This is a genomic window from Sphingobacterium sp. UBA5996 (assembly GCF_002429765.1).
GTDB lineage: Bacteria > Bacteroidota > Bacteroidia > Sphingobacteriales > Sphingobacteriaceae > Sphingobacterium.
Genome location: NZ_DJAS01000023.1, coordinates 210,244 through 232,212, shown reverse-complemented (window position 1 = coordinate 232,212; position 21,969 = coordinate 210,244). Strand labels below are relative to the sequence as shown.

Annotated in this window: 18 protein-coding genes; 11 read left to right on the top strand and 7 right to left on the bottom strand. The window is 37.9% G+C overall.

The genetic code is table 11. The features are described 5' to 3' along the window. Window positions 1-58: 58 nt before the first annotated feature. Complete coding sequence (locus tag B3E00_RS17915) at window positions 59-2,644, top strand: TonB-dependent receptor domain-containing protein (RefSeq protein WP_293939561.1); 2,586 nt, start codon at window positions 59-61, stop codon at window positions 2,642-2,644. 44 nt (window positions 2,645-2,688) lie between these two features. Here the strand turns inward: B3E00_RS17915 and B3E00_RS17910 are convergent, their stop codons facing one another. Next, entirely contained in the window at window positions 2,689-3,267 is a 579-nt protein-coding gene (locus B3E00_RS17910; RefSeq protein WP_293939559.1) for a Maf family protein, read from the bottom strand. Between the two features lie 2 nt (window positions 3,268-3,269). Further along, the gene (locus tag B3E00_RS17905) at window positions 3,270-3,788 is read right to left on the bottom strand and encodes a KdsC family phosphatase (protein WP_293939558.1); all 519 of its coding nucleotides are present in this window, start codon (window positions 3,786-3,788) and stop codon (window positions 3,270-3,272) included. 734 nt (window positions 3,789-4,522) lie between these two features. Here B3E00_RS17905 and B3E00_RS17900 point away from each other — a divergent pair. The 7 genes from B3E00_RS17900 to B3E00_RS17870 all read left to right on the top strand — a co-directional run bounded on the left by B3E00_RS17900 (window position 4,523) and on the right by B3E00_RS17870 (window position 13,770). Then, on the top strand, window positions 4,523-7,954 hold the full coding sequence (locus B3E00_RS17900; protein WP_293939557.1) for a hybrid sensor histidine kinase/response regulator: 3,432 nt from the start codon (window positions 4,523-4,525) through the stop codon (window positions 7,952-7,954). Then, window positions 7,942-8,781, top strand: coding sequence for a CheR family methyltransferase (locus B3E00_RS17895; RefSeq protein WP_293886102.1), 840 nt, complete (start codon window positions 7,942-7,944; stop codon window positions 8,779-8,781). The genes B3E00_RS17900 and B3E00_RS17895 overlap by 13 nt, the downstream gene beginning before the upstream one ends. Before the next feature lie 6 nt (window positions 8,782-8,787). Beyond that, a complete protein-coding gene (locus tag B3E00_RS17890) occupies window positions 8,788-9,348 on the top strand; it encodes a chemotaxis protein CheB (RefSeq protein WP_209578603.1) in 561 nt (186 codons plus the stop codon). A 21-nt stretch (window positions 9,349-9,369) separates the two neighbouring features. After that, window positions 9,370-10,971: a response regulator gene (locus B3E00_RS17885; RefSeq protein WP_293939555.1), complete on the top strand. Its 1,602-nt coding sequence runs from the start codon at window positions 9,370-9,372 to the stop codon at window positions 10,969-10,971. 177 nt (window positions 10,972-11,148) lie between these two features. Next, on the top strand, window positions 11,149-11,682 hold the full coding sequence (locus tag B3E00_RS17880; protein WP_293939553.1) for a plastocyanin/azurin family copper-binding protein: 534 nt from the start codon (window positions 11,149-11,151) through the stop codon (window positions 11,680-11,682). A 210-nt stretch (window positions 11,683-11,892) separates the two neighbouring features. Beyond that, complete coding sequence (lpdA, locus tag B3E00_RS17875; protein WP_293886101.1) at window positions 11,893-13,299, top strand: dihydrolipoyl dehydrogenase; 1,407 nt, start codon at window positions 11,893-11,895, stop codon at window positions 13,297-13,299. 66 nt (window positions 13,300-13,365) lie between these two features. Then, window positions 13,366-13,770: an acyl-CoA thioesterase gene (locus B3E00_RS17870; protein ID WP_209578607.1), complete on the top strand. Its 405-nt coding sequence runs from the start codon at window positions 13,366-13,368 to the stop codon at window positions 13,768-13,770. 145 nt (window positions 13,771-13,915) lie between these two features. Here B3E00_RS17870 and B3E00_RS17865 read toward each other — a convergent pair whose 3' ends face one another. Continuing rightward, complete coding sequence (locus B3E00_RS17865; protein ID WP_293879591.1) at window positions 13,916-14,215, bottom strand: DUF3817 domain-containing protein; 300 nt, start codon at window positions 14,213-14,215, stop codon at window positions 13,916-13,918. 245 nt (window positions 14,216-14,460) lie between these two features. Here B3E00_RS17865 and lpdA (B3E00_RS17860) point away from each other — a divergent pair, with 245 nt between their 5' ends. Then, a complete protein-coding gene (gene lpdA / locus B3E00_RS17860; RefSeq protein WP_293886100.1) occupies window positions 14,461-15,849 on the top strand; it encodes a dihydrolipoyl dehydrogenase in 1,389 nt (462 codons plus the stop codon). Between the two features lie 42 nt (window positions 15,850-15,891). Here the strand turns inward: lpdA (B3E00_RS17860) and B3E00_RS17855 are convergent, their stop codons facing one another. The 4 genes from B3E00_RS17855 to B3E00_RS17840 all read right to left on the bottom strand — a co-directional run bounded on the left by B3E00_RS17855 (window position 15,892) and on the right by B3E00_RS17840 (window position 18,810). Further along, window positions 15,892-16,896 (bottom strand): LacI family DNA-binding transcriptional regulator, encoded by a 1,005-nt coding sequence (locus tag B3E00_RS17855; RefSeq protein WP_293879590.1) that lies wholly within the window; start codon window positions 16,894-16,896, stop codon window positions 15,892-15,894. 127 nt (window positions 16,897-17,023) lie between these two features. After that, complete coding sequence (locus B3E00_RS17850; protein ID WP_293939551.1) at window positions 17,024-17,554, bottom strand: HAD hydrolase-like protein; 531 nt, start codon at window positions 17,552-17,554, stop codon at window positions 17,024-17,026. An 80-nt stretch (window positions 17,555-17,634) separates the two neighbouring features. Next, entirely contained in the window at window positions 17,635-18,114 is a 480-nt protein-coding gene (locus B3E00_RS17845; RefSeq protein WP_293886098.1) for a hypothetical protein, read from the bottom strand. Window positions 18,115-18,159: 45 nt separating this feature from the next. Next, window positions 18,160-18,810, bottom strand: a complete 651-nt coding sequence (locus tag B3E00_RS17840) for an ABC transporter ATP-binding protein (protein WP_209578760.1) — start codon at window positions 18,808-18,810, stop codon at window positions 18,160-18,162. 172 nt (window positions 18,811-18,982) lie between these two features. On the opposite strand from B3E00_RS17840, the gene sucC reads away from it, so the two are divergent. Both sucC and asnS read left to right on the top strand, forming a co-directional pair. Then, entirely contained in the window at window positions 18,983-20,176 is a 1,194-nt protein-coding gene (gene sucC / locus B3E00_RS17835; protein WP_209578613.1) for an ADP-forming succinate--CoA ligase subunit beta, read from the top strand. 306 nt (window positions 20,177-20,482) lie between these two features. Continuing rightward, entirely contained in the window at window positions 20,483-21,928 is a 1,446-nt protein-coding gene (gene asnS / locus B3E00_RS17830) for an asparagine--tRNA ligase (protein ID WP_293879587.1), read from the top strand. Window positions 21,929-21,969: the final 41 nt, after the last annotated feature.

Below are 21,969 nucleotides of genomic sequence, written 5' to 3'. Positions count from 1 at the left end.
GCGCGATATCATGGAGGTAAAAATTAAATGCTAGTTGAAGCGAATACTCTTAATTAAAATGATGAATCAAATTTTCAAAAAAATATATACGACAACCATTCTAACCTTATTCTTTCTGGCGTTTGTACAGGCACAGACCGACAGTACGAGGACGCTTACCGTAGCTGGGAATTGTGCCATGTGTAAAAAACGCATTGAAACCGCAGCGAAAATGCATGGTGTAGAAACGGCCGTTTGGAATACAGGAGACAACCTCTTGCAAATCAGATATAACTCCCAAAAAGTTCAGCTGGAGACAATCAAGAAAAATATCGCTCAAGTTGGCCATGATGTAGACAACTTAGTTGCCACTGATGAATCCTATGCTAAGCTCCATGAATGTTGTATGTATCCGCGATTGGAAAATGGCAAAATACCCGAAAAGAAAACTATAACAACCGATAACCATGACCATCCACATACAGTAACCGGTGTGGTCGTTGAAGAAAACCAAAAGGGGGATCTTAAACCCATTGTTGGGGCCAATTTACACTGGGCCAACCTGCCTACCAAAAATACAAGGACAAACGAAAATGGCGTTTTTAAATTAGACCATAAAGAAGGATTCGACAAATTGGTGGTAAGTTACGTTGGAATGAAACCTGACACCATCACCATCAAAGATCTGCATGAAGTCATTATGATTACAGCAAAGGGTAATGTGTTGATGGAAGTTGAGGTTAAAGGAACACGACGCTCAAATTACATCGACCGTATGACACCTGCACGATTAGAAGTTCTCACGGGAAAAGAGCTCTTTAAAGCAGCTTGCTGTGATTTAAGCGAAAGCTTTGAAACTAACGCTTCTGTCGATGTTGTCAGTGCTGATGCTGTAACAGGTAGTAAACAGATTCAGATGCTAGGCCTGAGTGGTATTTACACCCAATTAACTGTCGAAAACTTACCCGGGCCGCGTGGGCTGGCTTCTCCATTAGGCTTAAATTCTATTGCAGGAACATGGATTGAATCAATTCAAATCGCGAAAGGCATAGGTTCCGTTGCTAACGGTTTCGAAAACATGGCCGGACAGATCAACGTCGAACTGAAGAAACCTCAAAATTCGGAAAGATTGTTTTTTAATGCCTATGCGAACAACATGGGCCGCACAGATGTCAACTTAAATCTTTCACAAAAAATTGGTCAACATTGGTCGACGGCAGTCCTATTGCACGACAATTTTATGTACAATAAGTCTATGAACTTTAGTCACAACGGGTTTAGAGATATACCAGTGGGTAATTTATTCTCCGGTGTCAACCGCTGGTTTTATGAAAATGGAAAAGGGCTGATGGTACAATTGGGGGTCAAATATCTCAATGATGACCGTACGGGTGGACAGATTGATTTCAACGAAAAGACAGATAAGGGAACCACAAATCGCTATGGTTTAGGATTTGATATTGAACGCGTAGAAGGTTTTGCCAAAATTGGTTACGTGTTCCCCGAAAATAAGCACCGTAGCATTGGTCTCCAACTCGCAGGATCAAACTATAATCAGAAAAGCTATTTTGGGCTTAATAACTACGATTCGGAGCAACAAAATGGCTATGCCAACCTCTTATTTCAAGATATCATTGGAACTGTTGCCCATAAATATCGTGTTGGAGCATCGGTTAATTATGACAATTACGACGAATGGTACTTAAAAGACAAAAACTTCAAACGTAAAGAGGTTGTTTCGGGCGCATTTGCGGAATATACCTATAGTCCATCAGAAAAGTTTGATGCTATCATTGGTCTACGCCAAGACTACAACTCCCTGTATGGTTGGTTTACAACTCCTCGTATACATTTACGTTATGCGCCGATTTCAGGAACAACAATTCGGGCTAGTTCTGGACGAGGTCAACGTACAGCAAATATATTTGCAGAGAATACCGCAGTCCTGGCAAGTAGCAGAAAATTGATTATTCAATCACCTAATGTATACGATAAAGCTTATGGGCTCCAACCGGAAGTTTCGTGGAACAGCGGAATAGCGATAGACCAAAGTTTGCAAATATTTGGACGAGAGGCTTCGGCATCTGTTGAGTTCTTCCATAACAGCTTTTCTAACCAGGTTGTCGTAGATTATGAAAATCCCCGAGAAATCAATTTCTATAATTTGTCTGGAAATTCTTTCTCCAATAGCTTACAAACAGAATTTCGTTTTATGCCAGCTCCTCATTTTGAAACGAGGTTGGCCTATCGCCTACTTGATGTGCAGACTGATTTCGAAAGTGGCAGAAAGACCAAACCGCTATTGGCTAAACACCGCGGCTTTGTCAACCTAGCCTATAACCACCATGCTGGCTGGAGTGTAGATTATACATTAAATGTGGTTGGACAAAAACGCATTCCATCAACCATTGAAAACCCTGTCGAATATCAGATGCCTACAGCATCGAAAGCATACGCGACAATGAATGCACAGATTAGCAAAACTTTTGGGAAAGAGAAAAATTTGACCGTGTATGTTGGTGGAGAAAATCTATCTAATTATTTCCAACGTATGCCAATCCTCGCAGCAGATCAACCTTTTGGAAACTATTTTGATACATCAATGCTTTGGGGGCCTTTAACAGGACGCATGTTCTACACTGGTATTCGGTATTTCATCAAATAAAAATGAAAATCTATTAGTATAAAAAAGCGGTTTCTGCCGCTTTTTTATACTAATTTTTTCAATTCTTGATAAAGCTTTGCTGTTGGTAATCCGACGACATTATTATATTCTCCCTCTATTTTTTCTATGGCAATTAAGCCGATCCATTCCTGTATTCCATAAGAACCAGCTTTATCTAACGGAGCAAATTTAGTAACATAATATTCGATTTCATCCCGATTTAATTCATAAAAATAGACTGTTGTCTTTTCGACAAAAGTGCTAATCTTGCCTTTCCACAAGATCGCTACTGCAGTCAATACCAAATGCTTCTTACCAGATAAATTTGTTAAAGTTGTTATAGCTTCCTGCGCATCTTTTGGTTTACCCAAAATTTCGCCCTTATCAGAAACTACAACCGTATCGGCACAGATAATCAAACAATCTACTCTATCCCTAAATGCTTCGGCTTTACAAATAGCGATTTGACGAACAGCCTCTATAGCAGAAAGATTTGGATCAACCGATTCTGCTGTCTCCCTTACCTCAACTTCGAATGTCAGACCAAGCCCTGCCAATAACTGTTTTCTCCGTGGGGATTGAGACCCTAATATCACTGTACTATTTTTTATATTTTCCAACATTCTTATATACTTTTTATCGTTTCGTCCTCATACCAATTGCCCTGCACTTTCATTACTTTTTCGATCATTTCACGCACAACCCCCTTACCGCCGCCAAAACCAGACACATAATGTGAAATTTCCTTAATTTCTTCCACACCATCCGCTGGAGAAACAGCTACACCAACTGCTTTCATGCAGCTGAAATCAGGTACATCGTCACCGATATACATCAACTGATTTAATTCCAACTTGTAAGCATAAGCAAGTTCTTTCATTTTTGAAAGCTTATCACTCACTTTTGAATGTAATTCACTAACACCCAATCCTTTCATACGCATTTCAACACCGATCGATCCACCCCCGGTAATTATAAAAATCGGATAACCTTTTTTGATTGCCAACTGCATTGCGTATCCATCTTTGATATTAAAGGTGCGCAATTGATGTCCGTCTTCATTTACCTGCACGGTTCCGTCAGTCAACACACCGTCCACATCCAATACAAAAGCCTTTATCGATTTAAATTCGGTCAATATCATAAAAATATATTTTTGTAAATGTAAGGCATTTCTAATAAATAATTCGAGTAATGACATTAATCCAATGACCAACCCTGTCAAATAATTATTCAGATTAGTCAAAATATCATTTGTGTGTCACAACATAGTTGTATTAGCAACTTATTAGAAAAAATATTTGGACGCTACTGCATATTTACTGTATCTTTGTTGAAGATAATTAAAGGTTATCTCACTATGAAACACTAATAGCAAGCAATCAAAGACGTTATTCACGTTTTATTTGCAAAAGATAAAAAAACAATCATTTTAGTTTTCATAGTAAAAAAAACGGCAACTAATTTAGTTTAGCGGCCTTTAAAGAGTCTTTTCATAATTTAGGTTTATAATTGGTTAGTAACGAACCCTGGTGCCCATCATCAGGGTTTTGTTTTTACCTACTTTCTTTCCTGTTCAGATTGACCAAATTATTTGTTTAGTGCACAGCTTTGAAGCTGATCCATTGGCATCCTAGCCCAAACTTTTTTATACGATGCTATACTTGCCCGAATAATGAGCTACACATCAGGAATAGAAAACGACTGTCGTGTCGATATAAATGTATTTGGGATGCCCCTTGACTTTTCTATAGCGTTGTTTCTATTGTAGCTTTTGATTAATAGCAAGTTTTTTTGTTATTTTACATATATCTTTTTCCCCAGGTACAATCAAAAAACATTACCTACAGAAAAGTAAAACGATAAACTCATTCTCACATGAATCGAAAAAACTATAGAAAGCAAATTACCCTAGGAGTGATCATTTCTTTTTTGCTTATCTTCCTTTCAGCCCTATATTTTTTCATATCGCTGCATCATAATTTAAATAACGAGCGAACTATCGTTCAAATCGCCGAAAATAGATTTAATACTATTAATGAAATTAAATCAAATGTAGACGAAGTAAATGATGTCAAACTTGATTACCTGAATAAGAAAGATGCTTCGCTATTTATTCCCTACAAATTGGAATTAAGAAAAACCGATGAACTACTCCGCTCATTAAGCCTTAAAGATGATTTCTATCATTTCCCATTGAACAAAATTGAAAGCTTGCGCAAAGAAATTTCAGCATTTTATAACTTTGAAAAAGATATCGCAGATGCAAGAGAAATTCAATTCAGATCCAATCACATTCACGAACAAAAAGCCTCCATATTAGGTCAGATCGATCTAATGTCAAGAGACTTATTGGATCAGCGGGGAAATCTTTTAGAAAAATCTAGAAACGACCTGCAAATAGCACAATACATTACCTACCTGTTCATTGCTATAGGCTTAAGTGGATTCTTCTATATTCTTTCCAAGATTTCTTCTATCTCAAGATTTCTAAGGGCCACCGTGAAAAGTCAGCAGGAGTCTAACAGCCGTCTCCAACTATTGCAGGAACAAACAAACAATGATAACTGGATTTTGAATGCAATCAGTAGCATCGATGAACAGTTACGTGGAGATTATACAGACAAGAAAATTGCTGAAATAAGCCTACATGCGATTACCTCGTCGACTAGAGCACTGGGAGGAACAGTTTATATCTTCGACGACAATTATCAGGAATATCAGCTTTGCCACAAAATCGGCATTTCCGCAACACAATATATCAAACAAACATTTAAGGAAAATGACGGTATATTAGGCGAGGTCGCAAACAATCATGAGGTTGTTAAAATTAAAGATATTAACAACAAGCACCTTTTATTAGAAACCTCATTGGCAGATCGGGTAGAAACTGAGATTTATATTATTCCTTTTTCTTATGAAAAACATTGTGTCGGTATCATGGAGATATGCTGCCCAGTTGTCAACAAGAAAGACGAAAAACTGCGATTTAACTTTTTAAATAAAGCGAAAGATAACATTGCCGTTATCATTAAAGTGGCCCAAACGCATGGGAAGCTTGCCGATCTTTATGAGGAACTTCAACAACAAACCGAAGAACTGGAGACTCAACAGGAAGAGTTGAGAACAACGAATGAAGAGCTAATACATAAAACGCATCTATTAGAAGCCTCTGAAGAAGAACTTAGAGTGCAGCAAGAAGAACTTATCCAAACAAATAATGAGTTGGATGAGAAAGCAAAACTACTCTTTGCTCAAAACGAAGATCTGGAAAAAGCCCGTCAGGCGATAGCCCAAAAAATAGAGGAAGTAGAGCTATCTAGCAAGTATAAATCTGAATTTATGGCCAATATGAGCCATGAATTACGGACACCCCTTAATAGTATTCTGATTCTAGCCAAATTGCTTCAGGATAATAAAAAGAAAAATCTCACAGAAGATCAAATTAAATATGCTTCTGTCATTCATAGTGCCGGCTCAGATCTATTACATTTAATCAATGAATTGTTGGATTTGGCAAAAATAGAATCCGGCAAAGTTGAGGTACAAAAAGAGCGGATCAACACCAACTTTCTCGTAAATTATATTAAAGATTTTTTCAACGATACCGCAGCATCCAAAAGTATCCGCTTCCTACTTGATGTCGATATGAATGCTCCACAGGAATTTGTTGGTGATGAACATCGTATACAACAAGTCCTTAAGAATTTATTATCGAATGCATTTAAGTTTACGGGTGAAAGAGGAGAAGTTTTTTTTGGAATAAAAGCTGACGCGCAAAATCTTATTTTTACGGTCAAAGATAACGGTATTGGAATCGCCCCTGAAAAACAAGAGCTTATCTTCGATGCTTTTAAGCAGGAAGATGGTTCAACAAGCCGTAAATATGGCGGCACTGGTTTAGGTTTATCGATCTGTCGGGAAATCGCCAATTTATTGAAAGGAAAAATAACCTTATCCAGCAAAATCGGCGAAGGTAGCATCTTCATCTTTAGTATTCCACTAGAACAGGAAATACAAACCCCATTATTAAAAGTAGCATCTATCGATAATGAAAATAATTATCCGCCGCTAATTCTAAATGAAACTCCGATTACTGCAAAAATTCAGGGGATAGAAAACGATGGAAAAAACAATAAATTGCTGATTATTGAGGACGACTTTATTTTTGCAGATATTTTAAAAGACTATGCCGAACAAAATGGTTATGATGTCTACATCAGCTATGATGGAAAAGATGGCTTACAAAAAGCTAAAAATTTACTACCTGCCGCGGTGATTCTAGATATTATGTTGCCCAAAATGGATGGTTGGGAAGTACTTCGCAACCTGAAAAAAAATGACAACACCAAGGATATCCCAGTACACATGATGTCGGCAGGAACATTTTTACATGATGAACCTATTTCCGCGGGAGCCATCGGCTTTATGTCCAAACCAGTGTCAGAAGAATCTCTGGCCGAAACTTTCTTAAAAATAAAGGCATCGACAAGTCATCCACTGAAAAAAATTCTGTTGGTGGAAGATCAAGAAATCCAAAGCGATTTTATCAAACAATCTTTGGAAGAACAGCATATTCAGATCTTTCAGGCCTTCAATGCGGGACAAGCACTCGATTTATTGAATCAGGAGAAATCATTTGATTGTATCATTATGGACTTAAATCTCCCAGACAGATCGGGGATTGAACTCCTGAACGAAATCAAATCGAACAATCAATTTAAGAATTTACCGATTATCATCAATACGGCAATGGAACTCAGTACCGAGCAGACTTCTGAAATACTCCATCATAGCCAAGCCATGGTTCTCAAATCCGCTAAGTCAAACAACCGTCTAATTGATGAAGTAAATTTATTCTTAAATAAAATTCGTAGCAACAAACACGAATACACGATGTTCAACAACTCGGGGAACTCTGTAATTGCTGAGAACAATTTAGCTTCCAAAACAGTACTACTAGCAGATGACGATATGCGGAATATTTTTGCCCTCAGCACGGCGTTTGAAAGTTATGATATGAAGATTGAGATTGCCAATAATGGTCAGGAGGCATTGGATATTCTCGAACGAAATGACCAGATTGATCTTGTTTTAATGGATATTATGATGCCTGTTATGGATGGTTATGAGGCTATTGGGAAAATAAGGGCAAACAAAAAATTTGCGAATCTGCCTATTATTGCTGTGACGGCGAAAGCAATGAAAGGTGATCGCGAAAAAACGATCGCTGTTGGCGCAAACGATTATATTAGTAAACCGGTTGACGTAGACAAATTAATATCCTTAATGCGTGTATGGCTGAGTTAACCGTTAAAAAAGTGGCAATGATAAGTTTTGAAGAGTTAGAAGAAATTATTGATGTAGTCAAAAATCTCCACGGTTATGATGTATCTGGCTATACCAGAGCATCTCTCAAAAGACGTGTAACGAGAATTATGGAACTCAATAAATTCAATCTACAGGAATTGAAATCCAACTTGATCAATCAACCCGGATTCAGCACCTATTTTCTTCAGGAAATCACCGTAAATGTCACAGAAATGTTTAGGGATCCAGATTTTTATAAAGCTGTCAAAACGGAGGTGTTCCCCTATCTTGCAACTTATCCCCATATTAAAATTTGGAGCGCTGGTTGTTCGACGGGCGAAGAAGTATATTCGCTAGCCATATTGTTGGAAGAAGCAAATCTTTACCAACGTGCATTCATTTATGGCACTGATATTAACGGCAAAGTGCTAGAAAAAGCAAAACGCGGTATTTATTCTCTTGGAAAAGTCAAAGAATACTCGGAAAACTTTATCAAAACAGAACCCAAAAACTCATTGTCGGATTACTATACAGCGATGTACAATGCCGCAACAATTAATAATAGCCTCAAAAGAAATATCCTTTTCTCTATACATAGTTTAGTATCCGATGGCGTTTTTAACGAATTTCAGATGATTACCTGTCGTAATGTATTGATTTATTTTGATACTGCTTTGCAAAATAAAGTCTTGGATTTATTCTATTATTCACTCTGTCACCTGGGTTTTCTCTGTTTGGGGGCGAAGGAATCTCTGATCAATTATAAAGATGCTGCCAAATTTAAGATCGTAAACAAAAAACATAATATTTACCAAAAAATTGGGTAATAGAAAATGGAAAGAAAAATTCTTTTGTTAGCAGGCTCTGCAGGTGGCTTTAGTGTGATTCTGAACATTCTTAAATCATTGGAACACCCTATACGCATACCCGTTATTGTCATTGTACATAGAAACCCTAAATACGCTTCTACCATCGAAGAAACACTCTCCAAAGCACTCGTTCAAAAAATAAAGACCGCTGATGATAAAGAAGCAATAGAAAATGGCACTATTTACTTTGCACCTGCTGGTTATCACCTATTAGTTGAACCAGATTATAGTTTTTCTTTGGATATCTCTGAACCTGTTCAATACTCAAGACCTTCAATTGATGTAACTTTTGAGTCTGTAGCCGAAGTATATAGAGAAAACTGTATTGCTATATTATTCTCAGGAGCGAATCAAGATGGCGCACAAGGTTTACTCATGATAAAACGATATGGAGGAAAAACTGTTGTACAAGATCCTACAACTGCTGAAGTTCCCGTTATGCCCGAAGCAGCTATTCAACTTGGAGCACAAGAACGTATTTTGACCATTCAAGAAATTAAAGATTACATCAAGCAGTTGACATAAATTGTAGTTAGATTTGCTATAATGAAGAAGATAAATATATTGATTGTCGATGATAAAATTGAAAACATTATCAGTCTAACAGCCCTGTTGGAGGATATAGAAAATATAAACATAGTGACGAGTACAGATCCCAATGACGCTTTAAAGATCTGTTGGAAAGAACAGATTGATTTAGCGCTCGTCGATGTCCAGATGCCGGAAATCAATGGTTTTGAATTCGTTTCCTTTCTAAAGAATAATCCGAAAACTAACCATATTATCACAATTATGGTAACGGCAATTTCTAAAGAAGATAAATACCTTATACAGGGGCTCAATAGCGGAGCTGTAGATTATCTGTATAAACCACTTAATCCAGAAGCCACTATAGCAAAAGTAAAATCTTTCGTTCAGCAACTACTGATTCAGCAAGAAATTAAAGAAAAAAACATTGCCTTAGAGGAATCTAAGCAAGCTATTCTTAAAGCTAAAGAGGAGGCCGACCTTGCCAGAAAATCCAAGGAAACATTTCTAGCGAATATGAGCCATGAGATTCGTACTCCTATTAATGGTATTATGGGGATTACACAGATGCTAAAAAACTCCCAGCTTACCCTAGAACAAGAAAATTGGATCAATAAACTGGACTCTGCATCGCAAAATTTGCTGAATATCATCAACGACATACTGGACCTTTCCAAGGTTGACTCAGGAATGATGAAGCTCAATATGGAATCCACATCAGTGCATGATATCACAGATGACCTAAACAATCTCTTTATTGATAAAGCCAACTACAAGGGACTGAATTTTTCAATTGATGTCGACGATCGCATCACAAGTTATTTTCTGACAGATCCATTGCGATTGAAACAAATATTGACCAATTTTATTTCCAACAGTTTCAAATTCACCGCCGAAGGCTCTGTCCTCTTAAAAATTCAGCTCTTATCGGAAGACAACCACAATATTTGTTTGCGGTTTCAGGTCATCGATACAGGAATTGGCATTGCAGAAGATGCCCTTGAAAAAATTTTTATTGCTTTTGAACAGGGCGAGGATAGCATTACCAAAAAATTTGGAGGTACAGGATTAGGTCTCGCCATCGTAAAGCGGATTGCAGCACTGCTCAACGGTCAAGTATTTGCCTCGAGTGAATACGGAAAGGGCAGCGTGTTTTCATTTGAATGTAATTTTGACAAAATCAAAGATAAGCCTGTAGAGAAAGAAACCCAAGTACTCTACACAGAATTGCCGAAGTTCAATTTCCCAATGGTTCTAATTGCTGAAGACAACGAATTGAACAGTTTCATGTTGGCGAATATCCTCAAAAGCTGGAATTGCAATATTACTTTGGCAACCAATGGTCTTATTGCCCTAGAAGAGATTAATAAGAAAAAAATCGACCTGGTATTTATGGATGCACACATGCCATTGATGAGCGGTTTTGAAGCAATTAAGGAAATACGTCGAAACACAAATCCGGTAATCGCCAATATGCCCATCATTTCGATTTCGGCGTCTGTGCTGCAAGCCGAACAACAGGAAGCTCTTGATGCTGGAGCAAATGAAGTTGTTGGAAAACCATTCGACCCGATCAAGCTATATAAAACAATTGATACTTTATTGTCAAAATTGAAATGATAGTTTCAATTTATCAATGAATTGATTACTTTTAGAACATAAACAATATGTATTGATGTTGGTTGTCATGAACATATATCCAGAAAGGGATCAAAGTTTATAATAACTTCATCACTAAACCGCTGAAGGCAGTGGAAATGCCTATAATAAATAGAAGATAAACAAACAATCATTCAAATGAAAAAACTTTTTATGATACCAGCAATTGCAGTTGCTTTATCAATTGCCTCTTGCGGTGGAAACAGTGACAAGTCTGAAAAATCTACGAGTACAGAAGCGGCAACCTCGACAGAAAGCCAAGCAACAGAAACAGTACCTGGTATTGAAAACGTAGCTATTTCCAACAACCTATCTTTAGAAGGTAACGATCAAATGAAATTTGACAAGGATTTATTCCGTGTAAAGGCTGGTGAACCTGTTGAATTATCTTTTAAAAATGCAGGTACAATGCCTAAAGAGTCTATGGGGCACAATGTAGTTATCTTAAAACCAGGAGTTGATCTGCCCACTTTTGGTGCGGAAGCTGCTGCAGCTGCTGCAGACGAATATATCCCAAAATCGGCTTTATCTTCAATTGCAGCCCACACCAAATTGTTGGGACCTGGAGAAACTGATAAAATCACGTTTACACTTGAAAAAGGTGTTTATACCTTTATCTGTAGCTTCCCTGGTCACTACGGTGTCATGCAAGGAAAAATTGTTGCAGAATAATCAGTAAATAAAAAAAAGGTATTCAAAACATGAATACCTTTTTACTTATCCTCCCTCCCAAGCGCCTATCATTTTGGTTATGGTGTGTAATTTCTCGCTATTTATCAAATAAATGTAAAGTAAGGCGCTTTAGTCACAAATCGTAAGTTTTGATTTCCTATCCCATTAATAATCATTAAATTTGTGGTACAAAAAAATAAAACGTAATCAATGCAATACGACGTAATTGTAATCGGAAGTGGTCCAGGTGGATATGTAGGAGCTATCCGTTGTGCCCAATTAGGATTAAAAACAGCTGTTATCGAAAAATATAGCACATTTGGTGGTACTTGTCTTAACGTTGGATGTATTCCTTCTAAAGCACTTTTAGATGCTTCGGAGCATTACCACAATGCTGCGCACAATTTTGATACATTCGGCATCAGTTTGAAAGACCTGAAAGTAGATATGGCAAAGATGATTGCTCGTAAAGACGATGTCATTGCACAAAATACTGCCGGTATTACCTTCCTATTCAAAAAGAATAAAATTGACAGTTTTCAGGGTGTGGGTTCATTTGTGGACAAAAACACGATCAAAATAACAAAAGCAGATGGTTCTACAGAACAGATCACTGGTAAAAATATAATTATTGCGACCGGATCGAAACCAACTTCATTGCCCTTTTTGCCGGTTGATAAAAAGAGAATCATTACCTCTACAGAAGCGCTTAACCTAAAAGAGATACCTAAACACCTTATTGTCATCGGTGGTGGTGTGATTGGTTTGGAATTGGGTTCAGTTTACGCCCGTTTAGGTTCAAAAGTTTCTGTTGTTGAATTTGCAAAATCCATTATCGGCACAATGGATGCTGGCTTAGGGAAAGAACTACAGCGTGTTTTGAAAAAATCATTGGGAATGGAGTTCTATCTGGGGCATAAAGTAACAGGCGCTTCCGCTAATGGCGATGTCGTAAATGTAACTGCAGAGGATCCGAAGGGACAACAAATTACTTTAGAGGGCGACTATTGCATCGTAGCAGTTGGTCGTACCGCATATTCAGAAGGATTAGGATTAGAAAATATCGGCATTACTGTAGAAGAAAGAGGTAAAAAAATACCCGTCAATGCACACCTTGAAACAGCCGTACAAGGCGTCTTCGCTATCGGAGATGTAATCACTGGAGCGATGTTAGCCCATAAAGCTGAAGACGAAGGTGTATATGTCGCAGAATATATCGCAGGTCAAAAACCACATATTGATTATAATTTGATTCCAGGCGTCGTTTATACGTGGCCAGAAGTTGCATCTGTTGGAAAAACTGAAGAGCAACTTAAAGAAGCTGGTGTTAAGTACAAAGCAGGATCATTCTCTTTCAAAGCCTCTGGCCGTGCAAAAGCGTCTGGCGATACTGATGGTTTCGTAAAAGTACTCGCTGATGCCACTACTGATGAAGTATTAGGCATACATATGATTGGTCCACGTGCCGCAGATATAATTGCTGAGGCTACGGTAGCCATGGAATACCGCGCATCTGCAGAAGATATCGCACGTATTTGCCATGCACACCCAACCTATACAGAAGCACTCAAAGAAGCTGCGCTAGCAGCTACAGCAAATCGAGCAATACACGCTTAGGCGTCAATGTAAAATACTCAAGGGGAAAAGGAAACTTTTCCCCTTTGCCTTAAATATCTATACACAATGAATTTTTATACAAGAAAATGGGTCAAACCCGAAGACCTAAATCCTAACGGAACATTATTTGGAGGAACATTGCTGCGATGGATAGATGAAGAAGCGGTAATCTATGCTATCGTTCAACTTGGGAACCCAAAAGTAGTTACAAAGTTTATTTCAGAAATAAACTTTGTAAGCTCAGCAAAACAAGGTGATATTCTAGAACTGGGCATTGAAGCCATCAATTTTGGAACAACATCCTTAACTATGCGCTGTGAAGTCCGCAATAAAATATCCAAAAAGACAATTCTATCGATCGAAAAACTGGTATTTGTAAATTTGGATGAGGATGGCAATCCCGCACCTCATGGCAGGAACAGCATCACTTATGCTTACATGGGTATTGAGAAAACAGGAAGAGATGATTAAACATCTCCCTGTTGTTCTTAAAATCTGTGTTTCTTGTCAATAATCGTGCGAACTACTGTTCGTCTTACAGATAGGCTTTTCTTCATTTCTATTTTCGATCTCACTCGCTAAGAAAATTCAGGCATCAATACACTGTATCACAAGACTAAGACTTTTGTCTTTTTCCTTCAATTTCCTTTTTTAGATCCAATTCTACCCAAAAGCCAAAAATAGGAATCAAAGAAGCCAAGAAATATTTAATAGCCTTTAAGATAGGCCACTTGTATTCTACGGTAGACATAATTAGCATAACGACAAAAATAACGACAAAAAAGCCATGAATGGAGCCTGCTATTTTCACTGCTTCGGGTATTCCCGCGAAATATTTCAGAGGCATAGCAATAAAAAACAAGCAAATTGTGGAAATAGCTTCCCACAGTGCAATCTGTCTAAATATTCTTAACATAATGATAAACTGTCTATTGTGAATTCCAAAAATAAGACTCTAAATAAGGATTAACTATTATTTTTACCCCTTTGACTAAGATGTGACATTCACCTACAAACAACGACAGTGTTTTATCAGAAACCGCCAATTTTACAATAAATTGTTCAGTTTCATCAGAAAAAATGCGTACTTTTGAATGAATATAGGCTTCACATATTTTGGTATTTGAAGCTATAACACTCAACTACAGAATATTTATTTATATGAATTACGACATCATTGTAATCGGTAGTGGTCCAGGCGGGTATGTTGCTGCCATTAGAGCCGCTCAGTTAGGGTTCAAAACAGCGATTATTGAACGCGAATCATTAGGCGGAATCTGTCTAAACTGGGGCTGTATCCCTACAAAAGCATTATTGAAAAGTGCTCAGGTATTTGAATATTTAAACCATGCCGCTGATTACGGCATCAATGTTCAAGGTGGTGAGGCCGATTTTGAAGCTATCGTCAAAAGAAGTCGCGGAGTTGCTGAAGGAATGAGTAAAGGTATACAGTTTTTGATGAAAAAGAATAAAATCGACGTTATCAATGGTACTGCAAAAATTAAAAAAGGTGGTAAAATCGATGTTAAAGGAGCAGACGGTTCTACTAAAGAATATTCGGCAAAACATACGATCCTTGCGACTGGTGCACGCTCGCGTGAATTGCCTAATTTACCTCAAGATGGTAAAAAGATAATTGGTTACCGTCAGGCAATGACACTACCTAAAAAACCAAAATCTTTGGTTGTTGTAGGGTCTGGTGCTATCGGTGTCGAATTTGCTTATTTCTATAATGCAATTGGAACGAAAGTGACTATCGTCGAATTTATGGATAGAATAGTTCCTGTTGAAGATGAAGAAATTTCAAAACAATTAGAGAAAAGTTTGAAGAAACAAGGCATCTCTGTTTTAACAAAGTCAGAAGTTCAATCTGTTGATACATCAGGTGAGTTGAGCAAAGTTTCAATCAAAACCGAAAAAGGTATAGAAGTGATCGAAGCAGAGATTGTATTATCTGCTGTTGGTATTGCTCCAAATATCGAAAATATAGGATTGGAAGAAGTTGGTGTAAAAACTGAGCGTGGACGTGTTGTAGTAGATGATTTCTACAAAACAAACATCGAAGGCGTGTATGCTATCGGAGATATCGTTAAAGGTCAAGCCTTGGCTCACGTTGCGTCAGCAGAAGGGATCACTTGTGTTGAAAAAATCAAAGGTCTACATGTTGAACCGATCGATTACAACAACATCCCCGGCTGTACATATTGTTCACCAGAAATTGCATCTGTAGGTTATACCGAAAAAGCTGCTAAAGAAGCTGGTTATGAAATAAAAGTTGGTAAGTTCCCTTTCTCCGCTTCTGGAAAAGCTTCAGCTGCTGGTGCAAAAGATGGGTTTGTAAAAGTTATCTTTGACGCTAAATACGGTGAATTCCTAGGTGCACACCTCATCGGAGCCAATGTGACAGAGATGATTGCGGAAGTTGTTGTTGCCCGTAAATTGGAAACAACAGGTCACGAAATGATTAAAACTATCCATCCTCATCCTACCATGAGTGAAGCAATTATGGAAGCTTGTGCTGATGCCTACGGAGAAGTAATCCACTTATAGCATTCGGAAAATAAAATTTTATTTTCCGAATGAATAAAGAAGCTACATAACCAGTCTTGACTTAAAGACGATCTGTTGGTCTGGCGCTTCAGGATTATCTATTCGATCGAATAGAATTTCTGCTGCTTTGCGCGCTTGCATTCCCGGAAACTGTTCAATACGTCCCATTGGTGGATTTTCCATATATTGCCATAAAGGATAGTTCGCATAGCTGATGAAAAAGATATCCTGATTCAATACAAGACCTTTCTGCCGTGCTGCTTTCATCAAGTCAAGCGTTACAAAATCATTAAAAGAAATTATCGCTGAGGGTCGCGCAGACATCGCAAATATACTATCCATAGCGCTTTCATTTCCTTCCGTACTCAAATCCGTTTCGATGATATTCTTATCAAGAATATCCATACCATTTCTCTTCATAGCAGATAGATAGGCAACTTTTCTGTCTTCACTAGCTGGCAATGTTTTCGGTCCATTTACAAGAGCAATAATTTTGTGACCACAGGCCACGAAAGCATCAACGGCTTCGTTCATACCAGTAGAAAGGTCACTTTGTACTTTATTGATATGAGGCAAACTTGGTACACAGTCAAAAAAGACAACCGGGATATCCGAAGCACCCAATTTTTCGATAAACTCCAAATTAGTAGTCTTTTTACCGATAGACATTAAAATTCCATCGACACGATGGTTTTTAAATGTTTTTAAGATCTGCTCTTCACGATCGGGATCATCCAATGATTGTCCCATTAGAACAGTGTATCGGTGCTCAGATGCAACATTTTCAATTTCACTGATAGCAAAGGAAAAAAACGGTTCAGACAGACTCGGCAAGATAACAGCAATGGTAAATGTTTTGCGCTGTTTGAAGAATATGGCTGTTTGATTGGGTTCGTAATTCAATTCTTCGGCCATTTTTTTTACCCGCATTGTTGTTACCAATCCAATACTCGGATGATCATTCAATGCTCTAGAAACTGTTGAAGGACTGATTTTCAGCTTCTTGGCAATTTCTTTAATCGTGGCAGGCTTGTTCACTTTGTTCATAAATCCAAGGGCTTTATATAAAAATAGGGCTTTTATATCCCTAATCATAATTTTTTCCAACAATATTGACTACGATTCTAATGACAATATCGTCTTGGTAGATTAAACAAATATACTTACTGTAAACTTAGTCTACAAATTGAATTGCGCTTGGTTCAACAGTAAACTCATTCGCAAGGAAGTCCAAAGGCACGATCCCCCTAAAAATAAGTTCATCCAAAAAGTAAACTTTTACCTCATCCTCATATTCGCCCCAGTCCACAAATTTCACTTTATTAAGCTGTTCAAGAGGATTTCCTTTTGTTAAGATACAAATATGCTTACCTTCAGCTTTTAACGCTTTAAATAGCATATTAATGTGATCAAACAACTGTAATCTCAGTGGCAAAATAGCATTCACATGAAGTCGCTCAAAATTCTCCTTATATTTTTGGTCCAATCCGAAGGCTTGTTGCGCATGTTCAAACAATAAATCTTCTCCTTGACGCTCAAGGTGATCTTTCATAAATTGAATCAAATCTGCTTGAGCTGGAACCGTCTCAGTAAATTCTATAAAATTAGCGAAAAGGTAATAGACCTGTAGTAGGTAATCTTTTTTAGAAAAAATAACATCATCTAATTCAAAAACATAAACCTTTTTTTCTTCTGGAAACATCATCTATGAATAAAGCTTAAATTATGGAAAGTGCCTACATCGATAAAAACAAAAACAATAGCACTGGCAGCGAAAATAAGAGGCTATTTGGACACACAAATTAGTGCTAAATCCTCTCCAGAATCAGAAGCAGCAAACAAGCCGTCAAATGATCTTTCGATAGTCGTCGAGTCCAATAAATCGTTACCCTTAGAAAGAAGTCTATAAGGCAGGTCTGTCGGAGGGTTTTCCATAAGAGGGATTGTTTCGAGCAGATCTTTATCCGGAACAAGAACTGAGATTTGATATTCCTCAAATAAAACTTTGGCTACAGACAGGGGTTCAAGTTCGAAGCCGCCCAAAGGCAATACATAATCCACCTGTTGATCTAGACATAATTTAAGCACCTCGTGTGCAAAAGTAGGAAGAAGACCTTTCGGAATTCTGGCGTATTTATCGGACTTTAAAAGCAATCCGGGGATTTCTTCTGAACTTGCAAATAATACTTCGAAATTAGCGCCGAGCTTTTTTGCTATACGCATCGCCAAAGGCCTAGTCCCGAAAGTTATGAGTATTTTTTTCATTAAAACCTATTTATAATCCCAATATTTCAGGATGTTGTGGATCTGTTAAACGACTACACCATCACGCATATGAATCGTTCGATCCGAAATTCGAGCAAGCTCTTCGTTGTGCGTAACGATAATAAATGTCTGCTGAAATTTATCTCTAAGATCAAAAAACAATTGATGTAAAGCGGCTGCATTTTCAGAGTCGAGATTACCGGAAGGTTCATCTGCCAAAATGATAGAAGGATCATTGATCAGCGCACGAGCCACAGAAACACGTTGCTGTTCACCTCCAGACATTTCAGCAGGCTTATGGTCAATACGATGAGAAACCCCCAATAACTCCAACAATTTCTTCGCCTTTTCTTCCGCCTCAAATCTTCCCTTTCCATGAATAAAAGCAGGAATACATACATTTTCTAAAGCAGTGAATTCAGGCAGCAAATGGTGAAATTGAAATACAAAACCGATATGTTCGTTGCGAAAAGCACTTAACTTTTTAGCACTCAATTTTTGGACATCAACACCATTGATCAAAACCGATCCCTGATCGGGTTTATCTAAGGTACCGATGATGTGCAGCAACGTACTTTTTCCAGCCCCCGATGCACCTACAATACTAACGATTTCGCCCTTTTCAACAGCGATATCAACACCTTTCAAAATCGGTAATGACCCATAAGCTTTGTGAATTCCTTTGGCATGTAACATCATAGGACAAAGATAAATAAATTTACGATACAACGCGTTTGAATAAATAAGCTGTTATTTCTCAATTCCAGCCATTTTATTTTGTCTAAATGTCAAAAAATAGATAAAAGAGCAATTTATCACTTGTCTTATCCCCCAAAAAATTATATTTTTACGCCAAATATTTTTGCAAATGAACATTCACGAATATCAAGGAAAACAAATACTAAAGAGCTTTGGTGTGCGCGTACAGGAAGGTATCGTAGCAGATACTCCAGAGCAAGCTGTGGAAGCGGCCAAAAAAATGAAAGAAGACTACAATTCTGATTGGGTTGTTGTCAAAGCTCAAATTCACGCTGGTGGCCGTGGTAAAGGTGGTGGTGTCAAGTTAGCTAAGAACTTAGATGAAGTCAAACAAAGAGCAACTGACATCATTGGTATGCAATTAGTAACGCCTCAAACTGGACCTGAAGGTAAAAAAGTAAACAAAGTTTTGGTAGCTCAAGACGTTTACTATCCAGGTGAGAGCGAAACAAAAGAATTCTACATGTCCGTATTATTGGACCGTGCTAAAGGACGTAACATTGTTATGTACTCTACAGAAGGTGGTATGGATATCGAAGAAGTAGCAGAAAAAACACCGCACTTGATTTTCAAAGAAGAAATCGATCCAAAAGTAGGCTTACAAGGATTCCAAGCACGTAAAATTGCTTTCAATCTTGGTCTTTCTGGTGCTGCCCACAAAGAAATGGTAAAATTTGTTGCTGCCCTTTACAAAGCATACGATTCTACAGATTCTTCCATGTTTGAGATCAATCCTGTATTGAAAACTTCTGACGATAAGATCTTAGCCGTTGATGCTAAAGTAAATCTTGATGAGAACGCTTTATACCGTCACGCAGATTACGCAGCTATGCGCGACGTAACTGAGGAGGATCCAACAGAAGTGGAAGCTGGTGAATCAAACCTAAACTACGTTAAATTAGATGGTAACGTAGGTTGTATGGTAAATGGTGCTGGCTTGGCAATGGCTACCATGGATATCATTAAAATAGCTGGCGGTGAACCTGCCAACTTCTTAGATGTAGGTGGTACGGCAAATGCTGAAACTGTGAAAGCTGGTTTCAATATCATCTTAAAAGACCCTAATGTAAAAGCGATCTTAATTAATATCTTCGGTGGTATTGTTCGTTGTGACCGCGTAGCTCAAGGTGTAATTGATGCGTATAGCGAAATTGGCAACATTCCAGTTCCTATTATTGTTCGCCTTCAAGGTACTAATGCTGAAGAAGCGAAAAAATTAATTGATGAATCCGGTTTACAAGTCTATTCTGCAATCTTATTGAAAGAAGCTGCTGAATTAGTAACGAAAGTATTGAAAGGATAATTCCTTGAATCATCATAACAAAAAGCGCGAATTACAAATAATTCGCGCTTTTTGTTATTACACCTCATCTTATGAAGCCCCTCTTATCAAAGTTATGTCTCCTATAGAAATAGGACATATTTCACTCCCTAATCTTGCAATTTCCACCTGTCTTGATTTCTATAAAATATTTGCCCCATGACCTAGAATGCCCCGTCGTGAATTGAATTAAATCAACATTTATAGCCAATAAACCAACAGAATAGCGTATTTTTGTATTGCTTTTTTAACAAAGCATCTTTTACAAGTCAATCTCCAAAAATTAAGATGGAACACACAAGAATAAAGGAACTATTGAATGCCACAGAATTTGGCAAAGAGGTCGTTGTTAAAGGTTGGGTTAGAACTTTCCGTAACAATCAGTTTATAGCAATCAATGACGGTTCGTCAATCAATAATATTCAAGCAGTTGTCGATTTTGAAAATACACCTGAGGATATCTTAAAACGTATCACCACTGGAGCAGCAGTTCGCGTAAAAGGTCAGTTGATAGCATCGCTGGGTAAAGGTCAAAAAGTTGAGGTTAAAGCTACTGAGGTAAGCATTATTGGTGATTCTGACCCCGAAAAATATCCATTACAACCCAAAAAGCATAGCTTAGAATTTTTACGTGAAATTGCGCATTTACGTTTCCGTACCGGTACTTTCAATGCTGTATTTAAAGTGCGTAATGCTTTGGCATTTGCTGTCCATAAGTTTTTTCAGGAAAACGATTTTGTCTACATGCACACACCGATCATCACAGGTTCGGATGCGGAAGGTGCTGGAGAAATGTTTCAGGTTACAACCCTGGATTTAAAAAACCCGCCACGCAAAGAAAATGGAGATATCGATTTCAAGGAAGACTTCTTTGGAAAATCGACGAACCTTACGGTATCGGGCCAATTGGAAGGTGAGCTTGGTGCCATGGCATTTGGAAACATCTATACATTCGGTCCGACATTTAGAGCTGAAAACTCCAATACAACACGTCACTTAGCCGAATTTTGGATGATCGAACCCGAAATGGCTTTCTATGAATTAGAGGACAATATGGACTTGGCCGAAGCTTTGCTGAAATATGTGATTAAATATGCATTGGAAACCTGCCCAGAAGAAATTGAGTTCTTAACCAATCGTTTGTTGGAGGAAGAGAAATCTAAGCCTGCTGCAGAACGCTCAGAATTAAATCTTATTGAGAAATTAAACTTCGTATTAACAAACGATTTTGAACGCGTTACGTATACCGATGCTGTTGAAATATTAAAGCGTAGCAAACCAAACCAGAAGAAACAATTCAAATATTTAATTGATGATTGGGGTGCTGATTTACAATCGGAACACGAACGCTATTTGGTTGAAAAACACTTCAAGAAACCTGTTATCTTAACAGACTATCCACGCGAAATCAAGTCCTTCTATATGAAGCAAAATGAGCCGGATGCGCAAGGAAGAAACACCGTCCGTGCCATGGATATTCTTTTCCCAGGTATTGGTGAAATGGTCGGTGGTTCGCAGCGTGAAGAAAATCTTGATCGTTTACTTAATCGTATGGCTGAAGTCGGTATTCCCGCAGAAGAAATGGAGTGGTTCTTGGATACACGCCGTTTTGGATCGGTACCGCATTCTGGATTTGGCGTAGGTTTTGAACGCCTCGTTTTATTCACGACAGGAATGACCAATATCCGCGACGTCATTCCATTCCCACGTACGCCGAAAAACGCAGAATTTTAATATAAAGAACAACAGCCAAAACAAAATATTTTGGCTGTTGT